Below are 17,927 nucleotides of genomic sequence, written 5' to 3'. Positions count from 1 at the left end.
CTAAAATAGAGAACATTCTTCAACCGAACAGCAAGTAACGACAGTAATGAAAATAGAAGACTATTTTGACTTTTTAACGGCAAATGATATCCGAATTAAAGGCTCTCGCATCGGGATCGAAACCATATTGCATGAGTATATGTATCGTCGCCAAACTCCAGAGGCAATTGCTCAAATTTATCCCCATCTTACCTGAGAACAAATATATGCAACAATTCTCTATTATTTACAACACCCAGAAACGATAACCCAATACATGGCAGACTGGCTAAACCATTGTCAAGAAGGAGCCAAAAAACAAGACGAAAACCCACCGGATTATGTACTGAGGTTGCGCCAATTCAAAGCCCAAAGGGGATAACACGGTACCAAAACTATCAAAATCGTATCACAGATAAAGGACGGGAGAACGGAAGCCCCCGTACTTTAGTCGGGGGATGAAGTTCGACGCGGCGAATAAATTCGCCGTCATTTTTTTTGGTTTTCGATGTAACGTCTAACTGTTGTATTGCTAACATTGCCAGCGGTAGAGACAAAATACGAGTGAGTCCACAGAGAAGGAAGCTTTAAGAGTATTGGAAACTCTTGTCTTAGCAATCGGGAACTTCTGCCTTTGATAGCCTTAATGACTTGATGGGCGGCTACTTTTGGTGGAGTATTGACAAATAGATGAACATGATCAGGCATAATCTCCAAGGCTATAACCACCCACTCTTTTTCTTGGCAAACCTCCCAAATAATATCTCGTAATCGCTTTTCTACGTCTCCAGTCAACACCTTTTTTCGTCGTTTTGGCGTCCAAACTAAGTGATAATTGACCATAGAAACCGAGTGGTTGCTTTTTCTGTACTGCTGCATATCAGTCAAATCATGCTATGATTATTTTGTTGATAGTGTAGAGCTGGCGACAGTGTTTAGCCATCTATGATTTTAAGCTACGTCTACAAACTACGTCCATCTGGCAGTCACAGTGCCAAGATGGAGTCGTGGCTTAATATGCTACGCAGCAGTTACAACTGGTGTTTGGCTGACCGAATTGAAACCTATCATCAACAGTTTATCCAGGGACTCTATTGCAGTTTAAGGACTAAAGCCGAAGCTTACCCATTGACCTGCTGCATCATCAAAAACGGCGCAACAGGGAACCCTTGGAAAAATAATGGCAAAAAACGCAATGCTGGCACAATCCAAGACGCTGCACTGGTAGATCTCAAAACTGCCCGTCCTTGGTATAAATCAATAGACTCGGACGTATTGCAACGCAATATTGCCCGGTTGAACACCGCCTATAAAAACTTCTTTGATGGGCGGGGTTTTCCGGCGTTTAAAAACCGCAGTAACTTCCGGTCGTTTGAGTATAAGCCGGGTCGGGTTAAGTTCAAGGGAAGTAAGGTCTATCTGCCTAAAATTGGCTGGATGCGCTTTTTCAATTCCCGCCCTATCCCTGATGGATTTGCTATTAGGAGTGTAACAATTCGCCGCAGAACCGATGGATGGTTCATAAGTGTGCGCCTGGAGGACAAGTCAGTCCCAATGGCTACCCCTGGACCAACATCCGAAGTAAAAACGGCGGTTGGGCTGGACATGGGGTTAACCAAGTTGGTGCATTGCTCAGACGGAAGTGATATCCCCAACCCCAGGTTTGCCACCAACCAGAAGACTAAGCGGACTCTCTCGATTCGCCAACGGCGTGTCAGCCGGACAAAGAAAGGCTCGGTAAGCCGTAAGAAACGGGCTGCTGAAGTAGCCAAGCTACACAGTAAAGTCTTTAACCGCAGGAATGCCTACCAGTGGCAGGTTGCTAACAAACTTGTCAAAAAAGCCGACGCCGTTGTAGTAGAAGATCTCAACATTCAAGGAATGGTGAGGCGGTGTAAGCCTAAGCCAGAGGAAGAGACAGGACGGTTTTTGCCCAATGGTCAATCAGCCAAACGGGGATTGAACCGTTCTATCCTGGATGCCTCATGGGGAGAGTTGATCAACAAGATTCAGTACGTGGCTGCGAAGTCAGGAAAGGTCTTGCTCAAAGTAAACCCGCGAGATACATCCAGAGAGTGCAGCGTCTGCGGTCATATCGATGAAGCTAATCGGGACAGAGAGCGGTTTATCTGTACCAGGTGTGGTCATTTTGACCACGCTGATCAACAAGCTGCACGAAACATTAAGCGTAAAGCCGTTGTTGAGTATGGCTTGAAATTAATAACAAAAAAGGTACCCACGGACTGTGGGAAACCCAAGCAGCTAAGCCTGTTTGAAACGTCCAGCGTTGAATTAACAACGCCTAAAAGGAGAAAACACGACACCCGTAAGGGTGAACGTCGTGTGCCTGGGAACCTGGGAAGACAGTTAGAACTGTTTTCTCAGGATATGTGGAATGTGAGTTCCGCAGAATCCCCCTTTTTCTAAAAGGGGGAGTGTCAAGATATCATAGAGAACGGACTATAATTAAAGGATTACCATGTCGCGCAAATGTCAACTCACCGGGAAAAAAGCAAACAACGCCTACGCCATCTCCCACTCCCACCGCCGCACCAAGAAACTCCAACACGCCAATCTGCAATCCAAGCGCGTTTGGTGGCAAGAAGGCAATCGCTGGGTTAAGCTAAAACTTTCCACCAAGGCGATTAAGACCTTAGAGAAGAAAGGATTGGCAGCCATGGCAAAAGAAGCTGGGATTAATCTTCATCACTATTAATCCACTTGAGGGCGTGCCCCTGTCATCCGTATCCACTTCAGCCACAACCCGCCCTGCCTGATCCTAGGGGCGGATTTAGGAACTCATACCAAGTTGCGTTCTATCATGTCATTGGAGAGCGAAGCGAAGAATCTGGACAGATGCTTCGCGTCACTCCGTTTCACTGCGTTTTGCTCAGCATGACAGATTCTACCTTAGACTGCAACTTGGTATCAATGTGGAAGACCACCGATACCATTTATAACAAAACCCGCCCTGACTTCCCCAATCCCCAATCCCCAATCAATAAATTTCCCTCAGGGGTGATAGGTTTTCTTTGACGAATGGGTAAGCTAGTGATACAAGGTTGATGACTGACGCTGAGGCACTCTGTACCTTAGTAAAGTAGAGAGTCAAATTTAATTCTAGAGGCAGATGGTAGAGTTTCCCGGTTCAACTTACGCTGATTAGTGGTACTGATCCGGAAAACAGGAGTAAGGTAGGTCATGTGTGACACCTTACAGACAATCAGGACAAGCCGCGTTGGCTCAAACCGAAAGAGTCTTCGCTTCTCCGTTTACGTCCGACGTTTATTCATAACTATTAGTAACTTATCTTTCTACTTCCCGCCCAGTCTGACAGGAAATCGCTATGTCAACGACCAAAAAGCTGATCAAAACTGCCCAACGTCTACTCCGCAATGTTTTGCAGGTAGGAAAAAGCCTGACGAAACAGGTGATGAACTGGCTGTTGCGGAATTTATTTGTCTTCAGACGTCACCCTAATGCCTCACAAGCCGGATTTGTTCTGCCTACGGTAATTATGGTGATGCTAGTCGTCACCCTGTTGACAACGGCGATTCTCTTTCGTTCCTTTGACCGGGCAAAAAATGCCTCGAATGTGCGGATAAATCAGGCAACCCTCAGTGCTGCCGCTCCCTCCCTAGACCGGGCAAAAGCCAAAATTGAGGAGTTGTTGAATGATCCCAATTTACCACGGGGAACACCAGGGGATACTGCCTTTAAGAAGGTCATCGAAGGTAGTGATCAGCAGGGTGCGCTTCCTCCTGATATCTTCGACCTTCCTGATGAAACCCGCTTAGAGATAAAAGATGATCAGAATAATACGGCTAATACGGGCTGGCTATTTCCTGTAGATACTGATAACAACGGCAAGTTTGACAGCGTTACAGTTTATAGCATCCTCTACAAATACGGAGACAAAAACGACAGAACGCATCTAAAAGCCAGAAGCCTGCCGATGACTACTGGGAATGTTAATCCAGCCTGCGCTGCCGCTGAAGGTACCAGTGCTAGCTTAATCGGTGGTGGCGGTTGGGTAAGTGTAGAGGGAACCCTGAAAAAAAGTATCTTTGTCTATGTCGCAACTGTACCGATAACAGATAAGCAGATCCCTGGCTACAACACCGACGACTACGAAATCTATCAAAAAGGGAACAAAGGCTTCTCTGCCCTAGAGTTACAAACGGATGTCGCACGAGTTCCTCTATCTAATAACGCCGTTGTTTATGAAGATGATGTAGAGATATTTGCGGGGACGGAATTTAACTTAAATGGACGGATTTTTACGAATAGCAATTTATTTGTCGCCAATTTAGGTAATGGTTTAACCTTCCGGCAAGTGAGCAGTCCAGATTCCTGTTTTTACGAAGAAGAAAATAGCAAGATGGTGGCGGGTGGACATGTTGGTTACGGAACCATCGCTCCAGTAGAAGGCAGCAGCAAGGGTAGTGTCAATGTTCATCTATTCCAGGGAAGAAACAAAGACCCCAAGTATGAAACTCTGAGTTCTCAAAATCAGTCAGCAACAGAAACCCCCGATAAAATTGGGTATAACAACAATGCGTATGAACAGCGAATTGCCAAATTGATTGAGGCGGCGGATGGGAAAACCCTGCCCCAAGCCGTCGAAGATGCGATAGCTGACTTTATAAACGAGGACGGACTGGACGAAGACAAGGCAAAAGAAAAGGCGTTAGACCGCTACTTTAGAGAGCGCACACGGCGGGTGCCTTATGCCGAAGTTGGCTTGGGCGAAGACGACACGATTACCATTAGCGTGGCAGGGGATGATGAGACATTACGCCCGTCCCAGGAGTTAATGTATCCCTACGACCCCTACGACCCTGATGATGGCAATAGGCCGACCGCTGCCAATGTGAGCCTAAAGACGGCGGGCAATAAACTCAAGCCAGCCGCGACAAAATTTGAAAACCAGGAACAACAAGGGACTGAAGAATTTGTCGGCGATCGCGTGCTTATGGGTCATAACCTCCCCGAACTGCGCTATGACGAACAAGAGGAAGAATGGTTGGGCAAAAATGATCCCCAAGACATTGTGGGAACGGTATGGGATGAACCCGAAGAAGGTCCGCGCCAGCGCAAAACCCGGGTGACTACCTTGGCAGATGCCGGAGATACAACCCGCGATGGCTTCTGGGAAAATGCCGCTGCTGATCAACCCGAAGACAGCTTTGATCCTCGGGGCGGGCTGCGTGTAGTGACCAGTGCTGGAGTTTATTTTCCCGACTTAGCACCTGGGGAAACGTTGGCTGATCATGGCTCAAACATTGTTTGGCCCGACTGGATGCCTGTGGTTAATCCAATCGATCCTACAGTCGGTGCTACGACCACTTTACCAGCCAGTCTAGTCCCCTATGAGAACCAAAATACCAAATCGTTAACTGATATTGAGACGGATTTTGGGGCGGATTTAATAAATGATTACGACTCCCTAGACGGAAAAGATGGATACACTCCGATAGAAATCGATTTTATAGCTAACCTTGTCCCACATCGCAAGCGTCCGTTCTTACGCATGCGGGCGGCTGCTGTTTATCACTACACCCATGAAAAGGGGGAAAAACCAATCGCCTGTGTTGCCACCTACTATGATCCCACCAACTGGCTCACTGCCAGAAACTTAGGCGACGCAGGGGGTTCATTACCAGCTCTACGGGGTCCGCGTGATGTAAGTGGTGATATATCCTTAGACTCCGGCAGCAGCTTACCCAATGGTATACCGAGAATAGATACAGGAGCAGGTGGCTCCCGCTCGATCAACGGAATTACCTTTGAACCTCCAGCATTGACAGGTAACAACGAGGTCATCAGTTATCTCAGAGACCAGGTTTATCCCAATGGTCGCTATGTCAATCCGTTACTGCGACAGGCGACAACTTCAGGTGGGACTCTAATTGCCGACCCTAGCCTGGCTGAGAGCGCCGCCTACCATTCAACTCAATGCGCTTTGCAAATTTATGGCACAGCCAGTGGTGCAGCCGGATTAGGCAGTATTAATCCCACAGAGACACCGACGACGGGTTACGAACTCCCTCATGGTACGATTCGGGAAACCGCTTTTCTAGATGCGCGACAAATTAAGGCAGTTGATCGGGGAGAGCCAACGAGCGAGAGTCCAACAGAGATACTACTACCCACCGGCAATTACGACCTGCCCATCGAACAGCGCTATCCCTTAGAAATCCGTGCCACGGTTCTGGATCTTGACAAGCTGCGTCAGAGTAAAGCGCCCGACTCACCCCATGGCGATAAGGAATACATGTTGCCTAACAGTGGGATTATCTACGCTACCCGTGATGATGCCTTAGCAGATGCTAGTGATATCGAGTTTGAGCCTACCGGGAATGGAGATGTGCTAACTCGCGGAAATTCCAAACAGAAACTCGCCGCCACAGATTTCCGGCTCGACCCCACTCGCCGTCCCAATGGCATTATGCTGATCAATGGGGCGAAGCTCTACCGAGAGCGCGAGTTTCGCGAAGTCGAAAAAGGGTTAACGGTTGCTAGTAACTTACCGGTTTATATCAAGGCACAGCCAGCCGAGGATGGAAAGACCTTAGAAGGGTTTAATCCGCACCAAAACCAATCAGCCCAACTCCAACAAGAGTTTACGGGGACTCCGATTACGCCGAATTCGACTGATGCTCAATTTTACGGTCGTCGAGAAAATCAGCTCAACAAAAACTTTGCCTGTCGGATAAAGGATGATCGGTTACCCGACTGTAAAGAGGGGGATGAATGGCGACCAGCGACAGTGCTGTCTGATGGCATCACGCTGCTTTCGAGTAGTTTCCGGGAAGGCTTCCGCAATGAGGGAGACTATGATCTGAGAAATAATCAGATTGATAATGTGGATAATTTTCCGGGTGAGCCACCTAGACTTGGAGGGCTAGAACTGGCAAATCCCAACAAAGATAACGATCCCGACGGAGCCAACCGACCTGATATATTGTCTCACCAGACAATCGCTGCACGGCGCTTGTGGAACGGGTTCTGGAATAACGACTTTGCCATCAACGGACTATCAAGTGGTACTAATACCAATTATTTCCCCCCACAGACTACAGGTTATCCCACCCCTCCTAGTACTCCATTAAACGATATTACGCCAGCGGCTTTTCCATCGGGTCAAGGAGCAACTGATGATTATTACTCAACTGCCAGCGGCACTCCTAATGGTAATCCACCGTTGAACAGTTCATACTTCAATAACATGGTCACGCCCGTGCAACGGCGTTTATCTTCTGGCGGATTTGTTCCTGAGTATGTGATGGAATATTGTCCAAAAACTCTGATTTCCGAGTGTCAGCCAACCGACTGGATTATTGGAACTAATGCTAATCGAGCACTCACATCATGGGATATCTTTGCTGCCAATTATGATAATGATTCAGACAATGATATTACGAAGAATGATGTTTTGTCTGATCCTAACAATCTTACTTCAAAAACGAAACTTGTGGCAGGTACGACAGCCGAACAGGCTCAAGGAAACGCCATTGGCAAACCTCGTCGAGTTGCCTTTTTACGAGACCAGAACGGCGGTCTGATTTTTGATAGCCAAACCCATCCAATTCCGCTGGGAATCTCGAAAAGTGGTGAGGTGCAACCCTTCCCCTATAATCAGGTAGACAACTCTAATCTACTGCAAGCTGATACTGGAGTTTCAATACCAGCAAATATAGAGCTTTGTGCAGTTGGAACACGCAATCCTGCTAACAATAACAAATGTTTAGGTTTTCCCAATCTAAGTGATGTTAGTAACATCCAACTTCCCCGTAATGCACCTACTGGAAACTCTTTATGGTATGCCACAGTAAATGATGCGCCAAACAAGGTGAGTAGCCCGTTTTTCCGTTACGACTTTCCTCTCCTCTACCGAGGGATTGCTGATAGGAATGACCCTAGCGAAATTTACAATGAGGAGGGTGAGGCGTTAAGTCCTTTAGATATTAATGGTATTTGGCTCAATGGTCAACCGCTGCTATTACCCGTCCTGCAACTGCAAGCCACAACGGAAGATCAACCGATAGACCCTAGTAACAGTAAACATCGCAGGGCTGGGGATAGGAACTTCTGGCTACCCTGGGCAACTGTATCTAAAGCACCTGAAAATACCACCATTTTCAACCTAGTACTGGCAACCAAAGACTCCCCCTCCCGCCCAGCCAAGGGTGATCATGAAGGGGATATCGGCGGTGCTCTATCTATCATGCCTCGCTTCTTGGAAAACTGGGTAGTTGGAAATGAACCAGATCAAGCGGTTCAAATTGATGGCTCATTTATTCAAATTGGGCGCAGTTATTATGGGACAGCCCCCTACTATCAGCTTCCGAATAAAACTGATGCTGATAACAGTTTGTTTGGTGACCTGGGTTACCCCCCCTTCTATAACTCAGGTAACCAACAAAAACATCCAATTTATGTAGCAGCAACAAGAAGTTGGGGATTTGATGTAGGACTGTTGTCTCAGATTCCTGACCTGTTCGGTCAAAACTTTGCCATCCCACCTGACGACGAACCGACCACGTTCTTCCGGGAAGTGAGTCGGGATGATCCGTGGCTTAAGCCCCTATTGTGTGCCAAAGCCCTAGATCAAAACGGTAATACTGGTGATTTCGCCCTGCCGGAAACGGAACGCCCCAGTAGCTGTCCCTAATCAACCCGAATCTCTTGTCGATGCTCCAACTCACTCAGTAGCAACCATGAAAAACCCCAAGCTACACCCTAACCTCCAAGCCACTCAAGCTGGATTCACGATTATTGAGTCCCTACTGGCGCTGATGTTAGTCAGCATCCTCATGGTGGCACTCTCCCCCGTCATTGTCCTCTCGGTTGCTACCCGGGTGCAGGCGCGGCGGGTGGAACTGGCAACGCAAGCGGCAAGAACCTATATTGATGGGGTACGGGCGCAGACGATTCTCGACCCCCCCATCAGTAATCTAGAATTTAAAGATATTGCTGCACCGAAGGCGACAGGAACATTAAAGTGCGATGACAATATTGACTACACAGATTACTGCCAAACCCCATCGGGGCAAACTGTTGCCAATGTAGATGACGTTGAAAAAGAGGTGTGTGAGGACGCCCAGTGTACCACCACAAAAGATGAACAAATAACTGTAACTACACTCTACTGCGTTGATCTGGATGAAGAAAAAGGGTGTAGCACCGACAGCACCACCGATATGATTGTGCAAGCTGTGGGGTATCACAAAGATGAGTCGGGAGACCCCCAAGCACGCTATGACAGATACAATGACACAGGTTACGAGTTGGGGATTCGGGTTTATAGAGCCTCTGCGTTTAAAGAATCGGGCAACCTGGAAAAGTCTGTGGGCGATAAATCCCAGCATAAATCCCAGCAAGCAGGTGCAGCGGCGGGGGTATTCGAGTCTCAACTCCCCCTGCTGGAAATAACGACAGCGATTAGCCCGAGGCAGCCCAGTTTAAGCGATTTAAGGAACTTACTTGATGACTCATGATGAGTAATTCTTCGGGTTGTGACTTGTGATCATTATTACCCTACCCAAAAACCTATGCTGAGTTCCCTAAGATTTATCCTCAAAAGCCAGTTAAAGCGTCAGTCGAATCGGGGTGGCTTTACCCTGATTGAACTGTTGGTGGCGATTATTATGGCGGCGTTGATCATCACTCCTGTGCTAGGATTTATGATTAACTTCTTGCAAACTGACCGCCGAGAACAAGCCAAAACCACCACCGAGCAAGACATCCAGGCAGCCCTTGACTACATTGCTCAAGACATGCAGCAGGCGATTTATATCTATGACAAAGATGGATTGAACGGAACGGGTATTCAGGGCATTAGCGAGGAACTGGCGAGTTTGCCATGTCCTGCTGATGCTGATGAGTGTAAACCCATTCTCGTCTTCTGGAAACGGCGATTTTTGTCAAGAGAGGTGACAGGGCAGATAAATGATCACTTTGTTTATTCCCTCGTCGCTTATTCTATAGCTGATAACAAAAATGATGCCAATGGAACCTGGTCGCCCACTGCTCGCATCCTGCGCTATGAATTTCGGGATGGCTTAGATATTGATCCTGAGAATAGAAACGGGGATGAGGTGCAATCTAACCCAGCAGGATTTGCACCTTTTAGCCTTGCAGGTACAGGCAGCTTAGCAAATAAGATGAACAGATGGGGTGAAGATAGTGGTAGCGCCAACGCAAACTGGGGTACACCAGGGGGTTCACCGCCATCCGCTACTTTAATCGACTACATCGACGAACCCGATTCAGAAGCGCCACTGATCGAGTGTGAACAGCTAAGGGGTGAGCAACGAATCCCAGCAACTGATGATGATGATCCGAATGTCGGCTTTGTCGCCTGTATCAGCACATTACCATCTGATTCATCCATCCCCACAGGACGAGTTTATATTAGAGGCAATGCCTTAGCACGAGTTCCAACTCTGAAGGATGCGGTGAAGAATGAGGACGACTACAAGAAGTATTCGACATTTTTCCCGAAATCCAGTATTCAAGTACAAGGAAACAGTTTTCTATTCACCCAATAAGCGCCGTCGCTAGCCAACTATGAATCATCTAACCTTAATCAAAAAACTACAGCAAGCCTCTGAGCCCAAGCAGCGTTCCCAGGGCGCTGAGGCGGGATTTAGCTTAATTGAACTGATTGTCGTTGTACTGATGATCGGAATTTTGAGTGCGATCGCGGCTCCGGGTTGGCTCGCGTTTGTCAACCGTCAACGGGTGGCTAAGGTTAATGATGGCATATTTGTGGCGTTGCAGCAAGCGCAGCGGGAAGCGAAGCGGACAAAGCGTAGCTATAGTGTGAGTTTTAGACGCAAGGATGATAAAGCTCCTGAAGTTGCTGTTTATCGTGCAGAAGAAGATGACGGGGATAAGATAACTCTGGGCAACAACAGCAATGCTTGGAAACCCTTGAGTCAGGGTTTAGATATTAAAGACGGACAAGTTATCCTCTGTTCCAATATCGGTGATGAGAATAAAGAAGAAAATTCAGCCACCTGTGATTTGTCAGATGAGAAAACAATCACGTTTAATTATCAAGGAAATCTAGACAGCAAGGACGTAGACGGTCCAGAAATTAGAGATGGGATCGGCATAACAGTCGCCATCCCTAAAAGCAATAATAACAGCGAACCCATTGAAGCAACTGCTCGCTGCGTCGTCGTTAAAACAATCATTGGCTCAATGGTACTCGAACAAGGAGACAATTGTCCGCAGTGATTAATCAGTTGTGTTCCTATCTCTAAGATCCGTTAAGTTGTTAATTTATATTAAGTTTCAAGACAGAAGAATTCATTAACTAAACATTTTTGACATTCCCCTGTTCAGAAAAAAACTATTGTCGCAAAATAGCAAAAGGGAGTTGCCAGAGGAGCATCTCATTTTTGGAGAATTGTAGCCGATTATTCATCAGGTCAGATAGCAAGATGCTCTGGTTACGATGAGTAACCTGCTTATCAATTTTATATGGAATCGGGTAGACTTGGCACGGTCAGAGTTTGCCATTCTCAACGGAGCAATAGCGGAGTGAAGAATCTTACCAGATACTTGACTCAGGACGACGCGAACTCTGAAAAAGTACCATTCTGCCTCACCTAGAAAGCGGGTTGCTGGCATCGTAGCAGGGAACTTCCGACAGGTTAGTTCGATAACGGTGGATTTACGATGCTACATAAAAAATTAACCCCAAAACCCGTACCTAACGCCACGGCGGGATATACGTTAATGGAGGTAACGATGGTCGTTTTGATGATTGGGATATTAGGTGCGATCGCGGCTCCGGGTTGGCTACGGTTTGTGAATGTACGACGCTTGAATACAGGGCAATCTCAAATTTACCACGCGATGCAAGAGGCGAAACGAAACGCTACGCGGGATAAAGTGAAATGGCAAGTGAGTATCCGAGAGGTGAATGAGCAGGTTCAGTGGGCGGTGCATCGAGCTGAATCAGGGTATTCTATCCCTAATACAGTGAATTGGCATAACCTCGATCCCCATATCCAAGTTTACAAAGATCAAAATGACAAAGATCAATCTGAAACAACGTTACACAAAGACAGTCCCAATGGACCCTGGCACGTCCAGTTTAATTACAAAGGTAATACTAATGGACAAATGGGGCAGATTACGCTAGTCCCGAAAGACGATAGCCAGATTCAACGTTGCGTTTATGTGTCTACCTTAATTGGTACGTTGCGGATGGGTGAAGACAATGATAAACCTCGGAATGATAAGTATTGTTATTAGGCTCTAGCCCGTAAACGAAATAGAATCAATCTACGGCGTAGGGGAATAACCCCCTCACCCCCAGCCCCTCTCCCACCAGGGGAGAGGGGAGCAAAAAGGGAGTGGTTTTTCAAAGGTGCTTTTGAAGCGTCTTTATGTGATAGTTACCCTTCTGCATCCCCCGGTTTGGTGTATGGATATTAATTCTCTGCTGCAACCCTATCAACGTTTTGGTGTCCATTTGGGTTTGGAACGTATCCAGCGACTCTTGGCGGCGTTGGGGAATCCCCATCAGCGTGTGCCGATGATTCATGTGGCGGGAAGCAATGGGAAAGGTTCGGTTTGTGCCTATCTTTCCTCGGTTCTCAGTGAAGCGGGTTATCGGGTGGGACGCTATACGTCTCCTCATTTAATCGATTGGACAGAACGCATCTGTATCAATCAACACCCCATTTCTACGACAGAACTGGTTAATGTTCTGGAACAGGTGCAAGCCGCGATTCCCCCAGATACCGAAGAGTCGCCGACGCAGTTTGAAGTGATTACGGCGGCGGCTTGGTTGTATTTTGCCCAGAAACAGGTGGATGTGGCGGTGATTGAGGTGGGATTGGGGGGGCGTTTGGATGCGACGAATGTCTGTGATCAGCCTTTGGCGACAATTATTACCTCGATTAGCCGGGAACATTGGCAGGTTTTGGGTTCGACGCTGAGTCAAATCGCCACGGAGAAAGCGGGTATTCTCAAACCCAATTGTCCGGCGATTATTGCCCATCTTCCCCCAGAAGCCAACGTTGTTGTCCAATCTCGGATTGAGGCGTTAAATTGTCCGGTAACCTGGGTAGAATCGGCAAAGGAATTCAACAGGCAAAATGTAGTCAGGGCGGGTTTTGAACAAAGGTTATCATCAATCGCGACACCTAAGTCCCTAAACCCGCCCCTACAAACACAAAATTCTGACTCGCCATTATGGGCAAGTTATGAGGGGATAATTTATCCATTGCCCTTGCTGGGGGAGATTCAGTTAACGAATTCTGCTGTGGCGATCGCGACGCTTCAATCTCTAGTGAACCAAGGGTGGCATATCCCTGATTCTGCTATTGTTTCGGGGATGGCAAAGACGCAATGGTTGGGACGTTTACAATGGACCCAATGGAAGAATTATCGCCTATTGGTGGATGGCGCTCATAATCCGGCTGCGGCGATCGCGTTGCGTGAGTATGTGGATACCCTAAATACGCCTGTAACGTGGGTAATGGGAATCCTGTCAACTAAAGAGCATGAGAGCATTTTAAGGGCATTACTGCGATCGTGCGATCGCGTTTATCTGGTTCCTGTGCCTGATCATAGCTCAGCCGAACCGGAAGAATTGAGTGCGATCGCGCGATCGGTTTGTCCTAATCTTGCCGATTGTCACACTTATCCTAACTTAGAGGCTGGACTACAAGCGGCGACAGAAACAGCTTCTGATTCTACCATTATCCTGTGCGGTTCTCTTTATCTGGTGGGTTATTTTCTCGGTTCGTAGTGGTGCTATCTTCGCCGATATAGCAATTTTCGGTTTGATGCGATACATCGTTAATGGCGCAAGCTTTGCGCCCCTACATTTGCCCTACATTTAGGTGTACCTCACGCGCTGGAAAAGCGCTATATAATTTTAAGGTTAGTTCCTGCGTTGGAGCGATGAAGGGCTAAAGCCCTTACTACAAACTACAAACTATCCCACATCTCGGCTGCATCAGCCACCGCTTCTTCTACCTCCTTTTCCCCTAACATCGCCGCTTGTAAATTCTCATAAATTGCGGCTTGCAACTTATTTAAATCATTCATTGCTGGTACTAATACCTCCGCCTCTGTCAACTGATTGGCACTAATCGCCCGTGCTTGTTCTACGGGTGAAGCATTCGGATTACTTGACAATTGTGCTTGATACTGTTCCACCGCTGCAATGGTTGACGGTAAAACATTTGCGGCTTGAGCAAACGCTAACTGATTCTCGGTATTTGTCACAAATAGAGCAAATTTTACGGCTTCCTCTGGAATATTCGTATCCCTTGGAATGACTAAATTCATTACCGCCACATTCTTTTTCCCGGTTTTTCCGGTAATTTGAGGGGATGTCGCCGATACTTTGGCAATGTCGGGGGCGTTGGTTTCAATGGTTTTTAAGAATTCCGCACCGGATGCTAGTAACGCTGTCTCTCCCCCTTGATATAATTCAATCGCATTCCGATGTCCTTGGGTGAGAACTTCTCGTGGTAAGAGTTCTTTTTGATACAAGTCTACCCAATACTTAAATGCAGCCTTTCCTTCAGGCGTATTAAAGGCGGCTTTTCCTTCTGCATCGACTAACTGCACGCCCATCTGAACCAATGATTCCAGAACTTCACTGGAATCATTGGGGATAAAGGTGACAAAAAAGGCATATTTCCCGGTCTTATCTTTCACTTGTTGGGCAACCTCTGCCAGTTCAGCATAGGTTGTGGGCGGTTGACTAATTCCGGCTTGTTTGAGTAAGTCTTGATTGTAAATCGTCACCCGTGTGGTCAGATACCAGGGAATACCAAAACTTTGATTATCAATGGTACTCGCTTGCCAGATTTTGGGCAAATAGTGCTGCCGAATTTCATCGGGGATTGTTGCTTCTAACTCTAACCAAGCATTACGAGTGGCAAGCTGGGAGGCAAAGCTGGGATTTAAGTTAACCACATCGGGTGCTGTTTTGGCGGATACGGCGGTTAAGATTTTACGCTCCATTTCTGCCCAAGGGACATCTACCCAGCGCACGTTTACTTCTGGGTTGTCGGCTTCAAAATCTGCGATGACTTGGTTAAAATACTCGGTAAACTGAGGCTGAAGCTGCATCGTCCAGAACTCTATTTCTCCATCGGCTGAGGGTGCGGGGGCGGGGCTACAGCTTACCAGCCAACTTAACAGCCATCCCAACAGGGCAAATAGTCCAAATTGTTTCCAGGTTTTGATCTGAATCATTGATAGTAATTGATTGTTAATGGTTGATTGTCCACCCTACTACTGGACATGAATTTGTCAAAAAAAATCAATCCCTTGTTCCCTGTTCCCTGTTCCCTTCCCTCTCTCATAACTGAATCCATCGGGTAATATCGCCCCCGTTAATGTCGCACCACGCAGGTTAACCTGATCCATATTGGCATCGAGTAAAACGGTTTCTAGTAAAATTGCTTCAGTTAAATTAGACCAGCATAGTTTGGCGCGATATAAATTTGCTTTACTGAGATTAGCACCTCGTAGGGTTGTCCAACAAATACTCACTCCTCTGAGTTTAGCCCCAATCAGTATCGCTCTGGTCAAGTTAACGCCATTAATCCTAGCCTGACTCAAATCGACTTCTGTTAAATCTGCCTGGGTAAAGTTAGCACCATGTAAAAGGGCTTTGTTCAGATTTGCCTGTTGTAACTTGGTCTCTAGAAAAATCCCATTGGTTAAATTCGCCTTTTCTAAATTAGCGCTAATTAACGTAGCGGATGAAAGATTCGTGCGGCTGAGTGAAGCGTCAGTCAATTTTGCGTGATTTAAGTTAGCTTCCCGCATGATCGCCTCACTGAGAATCGCTTCCGAAAGATTGGCACGACTGAGGTTTGCCCCATTTAATGTAGATGCTCGCAAACTAGCATTGATTAAGTTGGCTTCACTAATGTTAGCTTGGGTTAAATTACTCGAAATTAGATTCGCTTCACTTAAATCTGTGCCACATAGGGTAGCTTGAGTAAGATTTGCCTCTCGCAGGTTGACAAGTTTGAGAGACGCCCCAGTCAGATTACTTTGGCTTAAGTCCGATCCTCGCAGGTTGGCATGAGTCAGATCAGCACCAATCAGGGAGGCGTTTCTAAGATTAACTCGTCTGAAGTCCCGTTCCCCTACTGCATATCGTTTGAGCAGTTCATCGGCATCCATAATCGTGTTTTGATTGCCTAGGTAGATGTGCATCAAAGGCAGTGAACTACTCAGGCTTACTTCGTTGAAGCCTGAGCTTCTGGTCTCACAGGGGATTGCGTCAACTTAGACTTGCGTCCAAGTTTCGGTCTCACATCCCCTCCACCAGCAGCAGTCCCAGTCCCTGAGACCGATAAAATTCTGATACCTTCTGCTCTGATATTTGCTGAGGCGTTGCCGTCTCTATCGTGGTGAATGCCGCAGCTAGGACAAGTCCATGACCTAACCTCTAGTGGCATCTCATTAACTTGGTAGTGACAGTTTGAACAGAGTTTTGAGCTAGGGAACCATCGATCAATTTCTACGAATACCTTACCCTCTTTTTCAAGCTTGTAAGATAATAAATTGATGAACATTCCCCAGCCTACATCAGAGATTGCTTTGGCTAGTTTATGGTTCCGAACCATGCCCTTAGTATTCAGACTTTCGACTACAATGACTTGGTTTTCGTCAACAAGCTTTGTAGATAACTTATGCAGGTAGTCTTGACGGACATTACTAACTCGCTCATGAACCCTAGCAGCCATTTTTCTGGCTTTATCTCTTGACTTGCTTCCCTTCTCCTTTCTCGCTAATTTTCGTTGCTTTCTCTTGAGATTGCGCTCATGTTTGGCTAAATGCCTGGGATTAGCGTATTTAGAGGTCTTGACCCCATCATTGACAATGGCGAAATCCTTTAACCCTAAGTCAATCCCGGCTACTTTACCATCGGCGCTAGCTTGTGGGTTATCCCCTTCTAACTCAGTCAAGACAGATGCATAGTATTTACCCGATGGCGTCATGCTAACCGTTACTGTCTTGATTGTTCCCTCAATTGGTCGGTGTATTTTAGCTTTGACTATGCCAACACGACCGGGAAACTTGAGACAACCATCAACAACCTTAACCGACTGGGGATACTGAATAGATTGCTTATTTTTCTTGGCTTTAAACATAGGATATTTAGCCCGACGTTCAAAGAAGTTTCGATAAGCACTTACTAGATTTAATGTTGTTGCCTGTAATACCTGAGAATAACATTCCGATAGCCATTCAGTATCCTCCTGTTTTTTGAGCTTAGGTAGGAAAGCATTCAATGCGGACTGACTCAAGCCTTTACCCGTTGCTTGATAGGTTTCAATACACAAGTTGAGTGCATGATTCCACCACCAACGAGCGCAGCCAAAGTGTTGAGCTAGTATCACTTGCTGTTCAATTATCGGATATAGCCTAACTTTGACGGCTTGATGTCGCATTGTTTTAACTTTTTTTTACTATTATACACATTTTCAGTAAGATTCTCCGGATAATTGGAAATTGAGGAACGAAATTTCCCGCTGTCCATCCTCACCCAAGGGCGAAGTAGGGTGAGGACTTTCGCGGTCACGTTAAGTGATTAAGTTTACCGTAAGGGATTCATGATTGGTGAGTCGTGAGTGATAATGAAGAAATTGTCCTGTGCAGGGGAAGCTTGTAGAGACGTGCCATGGCGCGTCTGGGAGCTGGGGTTGTAGAGACGTGCCATGGCATGTCTGGGAGCGGGGGTAAGTGTGCTAACAAATGACATAAGACAAATGACCACCCGAATCGCGAGGGGCTACCCCTTCAACGAAGTAAGGGGTAGGGGGATAGCGGAAAATGCGAGGGGTCAATCCCCGAAGTATTTTCAATCTCTCTCTTTCTATCCCATGAGGTGGTATAGTTTAGCCATGAAACAAGTTCTCACAATAGTTGTAAAGCTCCAA

At 46.8% G+C, this 17,927-nt stretch carries 13 protein-coding genes and 1 pseudogene; 9 read left to right on the top strand and 5 right to left on the bottom strand.

All coding sequences use genetic code 11. From position 1 onward, the window contains the following. Nucleotides 1-46 precede the first annotated feature (46 nt). Nucleotides 47-361: pseudogene (locus RIG27_RS28205) on the top strand (DUF433 domain-containing protein). Between the two features lie 107 nt (nucleotides 362-468). Here the strand turns inward: RIG27_RS28205 and tnpA are convergent. Continuing rightward, a complete protein-coding gene (gene tnpA, locus RIG27_RS28200; RefSeq protein WP_446350447.1) occupies nucleotides 469-858 on the bottom strand; it encodes an IS200/IS605 family transposase in 390 nt (129 codons plus the stop codon). Between the two features lie 66 nt (nucleotides 859-924). Between tnpA and RIG27_RS28195 the strand changes: the two genes are divergently transcribed. The 8 genes from RIG27_RS28195 to RIG27_RS28160 all read left to right on the top strand — a co-directional run bounded on the left by RIG27_RS28195 (nucleotide 925) and on the right by RIG27_RS28160 (nucleotide 13,759). Continuing rightward, nucleotides 925-2,406 (top strand): RNA-guided endonuclease InsQ/TnpB family protein, encoded by a 1,482-nt coding sequence (locus RIG27_RS28195; protein WP_446350446.1) that lies wholly within the window; start codon nucleotides 925-927, stop codon nucleotides 2,404-2,406. Between the two features lie 52 nt (nucleotides 2,407-2,458). Beyond that, entirely contained in the window at nucleotides 2,459-2,695 is a 237-nt protein-coding gene (gene rpmB, locus RIG27_RS28190) for a 50S ribosomal protein L28 (protein ID WP_446350445.1), read from the top strand. 630 nt (nucleotides 2,696-3,325) lie between these two features. Further along, nucleotides 3,326-8,656 carry a hormogonium polysaccharide biosynthesis protein HpsA gene (hpsA, locus tag RIG27_RS28185; RefSeq protein WP_446350444.1) on the top strand — a complete coding sequence of 1,777 codons (5,331 nt, stop codon included), beginning with the start codon at nucleotides 3,326-3,328 and terminating at the stop codon, nucleotides 8,654-8,656. Nucleotides 8,657-8,702: 46 nt separating this feature from the next. Then, nucleotides 8,703-9,482 carry a hormogonium polysaccharide secretion pseudopilin HpsB gene (gene hpsB / locus RIG27_RS28180; RefSeq protein ID WP_446350443.1) on the top strand — a complete coding sequence of 260 codons (780 nt, stop codon included), beginning with the start codon at nucleotides 8,703-8,705 and terminating at the stop codon, nucleotides 9,480-9,482. A gap of 54 nt (nucleotides 9,483-9,536) precedes the next feature. Further along, the gene (gene hpsC / locus RIG27_RS28175; RefSeq protein WP_446350442.1) at nucleotides 9,537-10,535 is read left to right on the top strand and encodes a hormogonium polysaccharide secretion pseudopilin HpsC; all 999 of its coding nucleotides are present in this window, start codon (nucleotides 9,537-9,539) and stop codon (nucleotides 10,533-10,535) included. A gap of 19 nt (nucleotides 10,536-10,554) precedes the next feature. Then, nucleotides 10,555-11,229 (top strand): pilus assembly FimT family protein, encoded by a 675-nt coding sequence (locus RIG27_RS28170; RefSeq protein ID WP_446350441.1) that lies wholly within the window; start codon nucleotides 10,555-10,557, stop codon nucleotides 11,227-11,229. Between the two features lie 444 nt (nucleotides 11,230-11,673). Beyond that, on the top strand, nucleotides 11,674-12,255 hold the full coding sequence (locus RIG27_RS28165; RefSeq protein ID WP_446350440.1) for a pilus assembly FimT family protein: 582 nt from the start codon (nucleotides 11,674-11,676) through the stop codon (nucleotides 12,253-12,255). A gap of 172 nt (nucleotides 12,256-12,427) precedes the next feature. Further along, nucleotides 12,428-13,759, top strand: a complete 1,332-nt coding sequence (locus RIG27_RS28160; protein WP_446350439.1) for a bifunctional folylpolyglutamate synthase/dihydrofolate synthase — start codon at nucleotides 12,428-12,430, stop codon at nucleotides 13,757-13,759. A 182-nt stretch (nucleotides 13,760-13,941) separates the two neighbouring features. Here the strand turns inward: RIG27_RS28160 and RIG27_RS28155 are convergent, their stop codons facing one another. From RIG27_RS28155 to RIG27_RS28140, 4 genes are all read right to left on the bottom strand, one after another. Next, the gene (locus RIG27_RS28155; protein WP_446350438.1) at nucleotides 13,942-15,222 is read right to left on the bottom strand and encodes an ABC transporter substrate-binding protein; all 1,281 of its coding nucleotides are present in this window, start codon (nucleotides 15,220-15,222) and stop codon (nucleotides 13,942-13,944) included. A 57-nt stretch (nucleotides 15,223-15,279) separates the two neighbouring features. Continuing rightward, nucleotides 15,280-16,197: a pentapeptide repeat-containing protein gene (locus tag RIG27_RS28150; RefSeq protein WP_446349386.1), complete on the bottom strand. Its 918-nt coding sequence runs from the start codon at nucleotides 16,195-16,197 to the stop codon at nucleotides 15,280-15,282. A gap of 23 nt (nucleotides 16,198-16,220) precedes the next feature. Beyond that, the gene (locus RIG27_RS28145) at nucleotides 16,221-17,438 is read right to left on the bottom strand and encodes an RNA-guided endonuclease InsQ/TnpB family protein (RefSeq protein WP_446350437.1); all 1,218 of its coding nucleotides are present in this window, start codon (nucleotides 17,436-17,438) and stop codon (nucleotides 16,221-16,223) included. Nucleotides 17,439-17,584: 146 nt separating this feature from the next. Continuing rightward, nucleotides 17,585-17,749, bottom strand: a complete 165-nt coding sequence (locus tag RIG27_RS28140) for a hypothetical protein (RefSeq protein WP_446350436.1) — start codon at nucleotides 17,747-17,749, stop codon at nucleotides 17,585-17,587. Nucleotides 17,750-17,927 lie beyond the last annotated feature (178 nt).

The organism is Coleofasciculus sp. F4-SAH-05, assembly GCF_040222985.1.
GTDB lineage: Bacteria > Cyanobacteriota > Cyanobacteriia > Cyanobacteriales > Coleofasciculaceae > Coleofasciculus > Coleofasciculus chthonoplastes.
The sequence above is the reverse complement of the archived record's forward strand: the minus strand, read 5'-3'. Positions and strand labels throughout refer to the sequence as shown.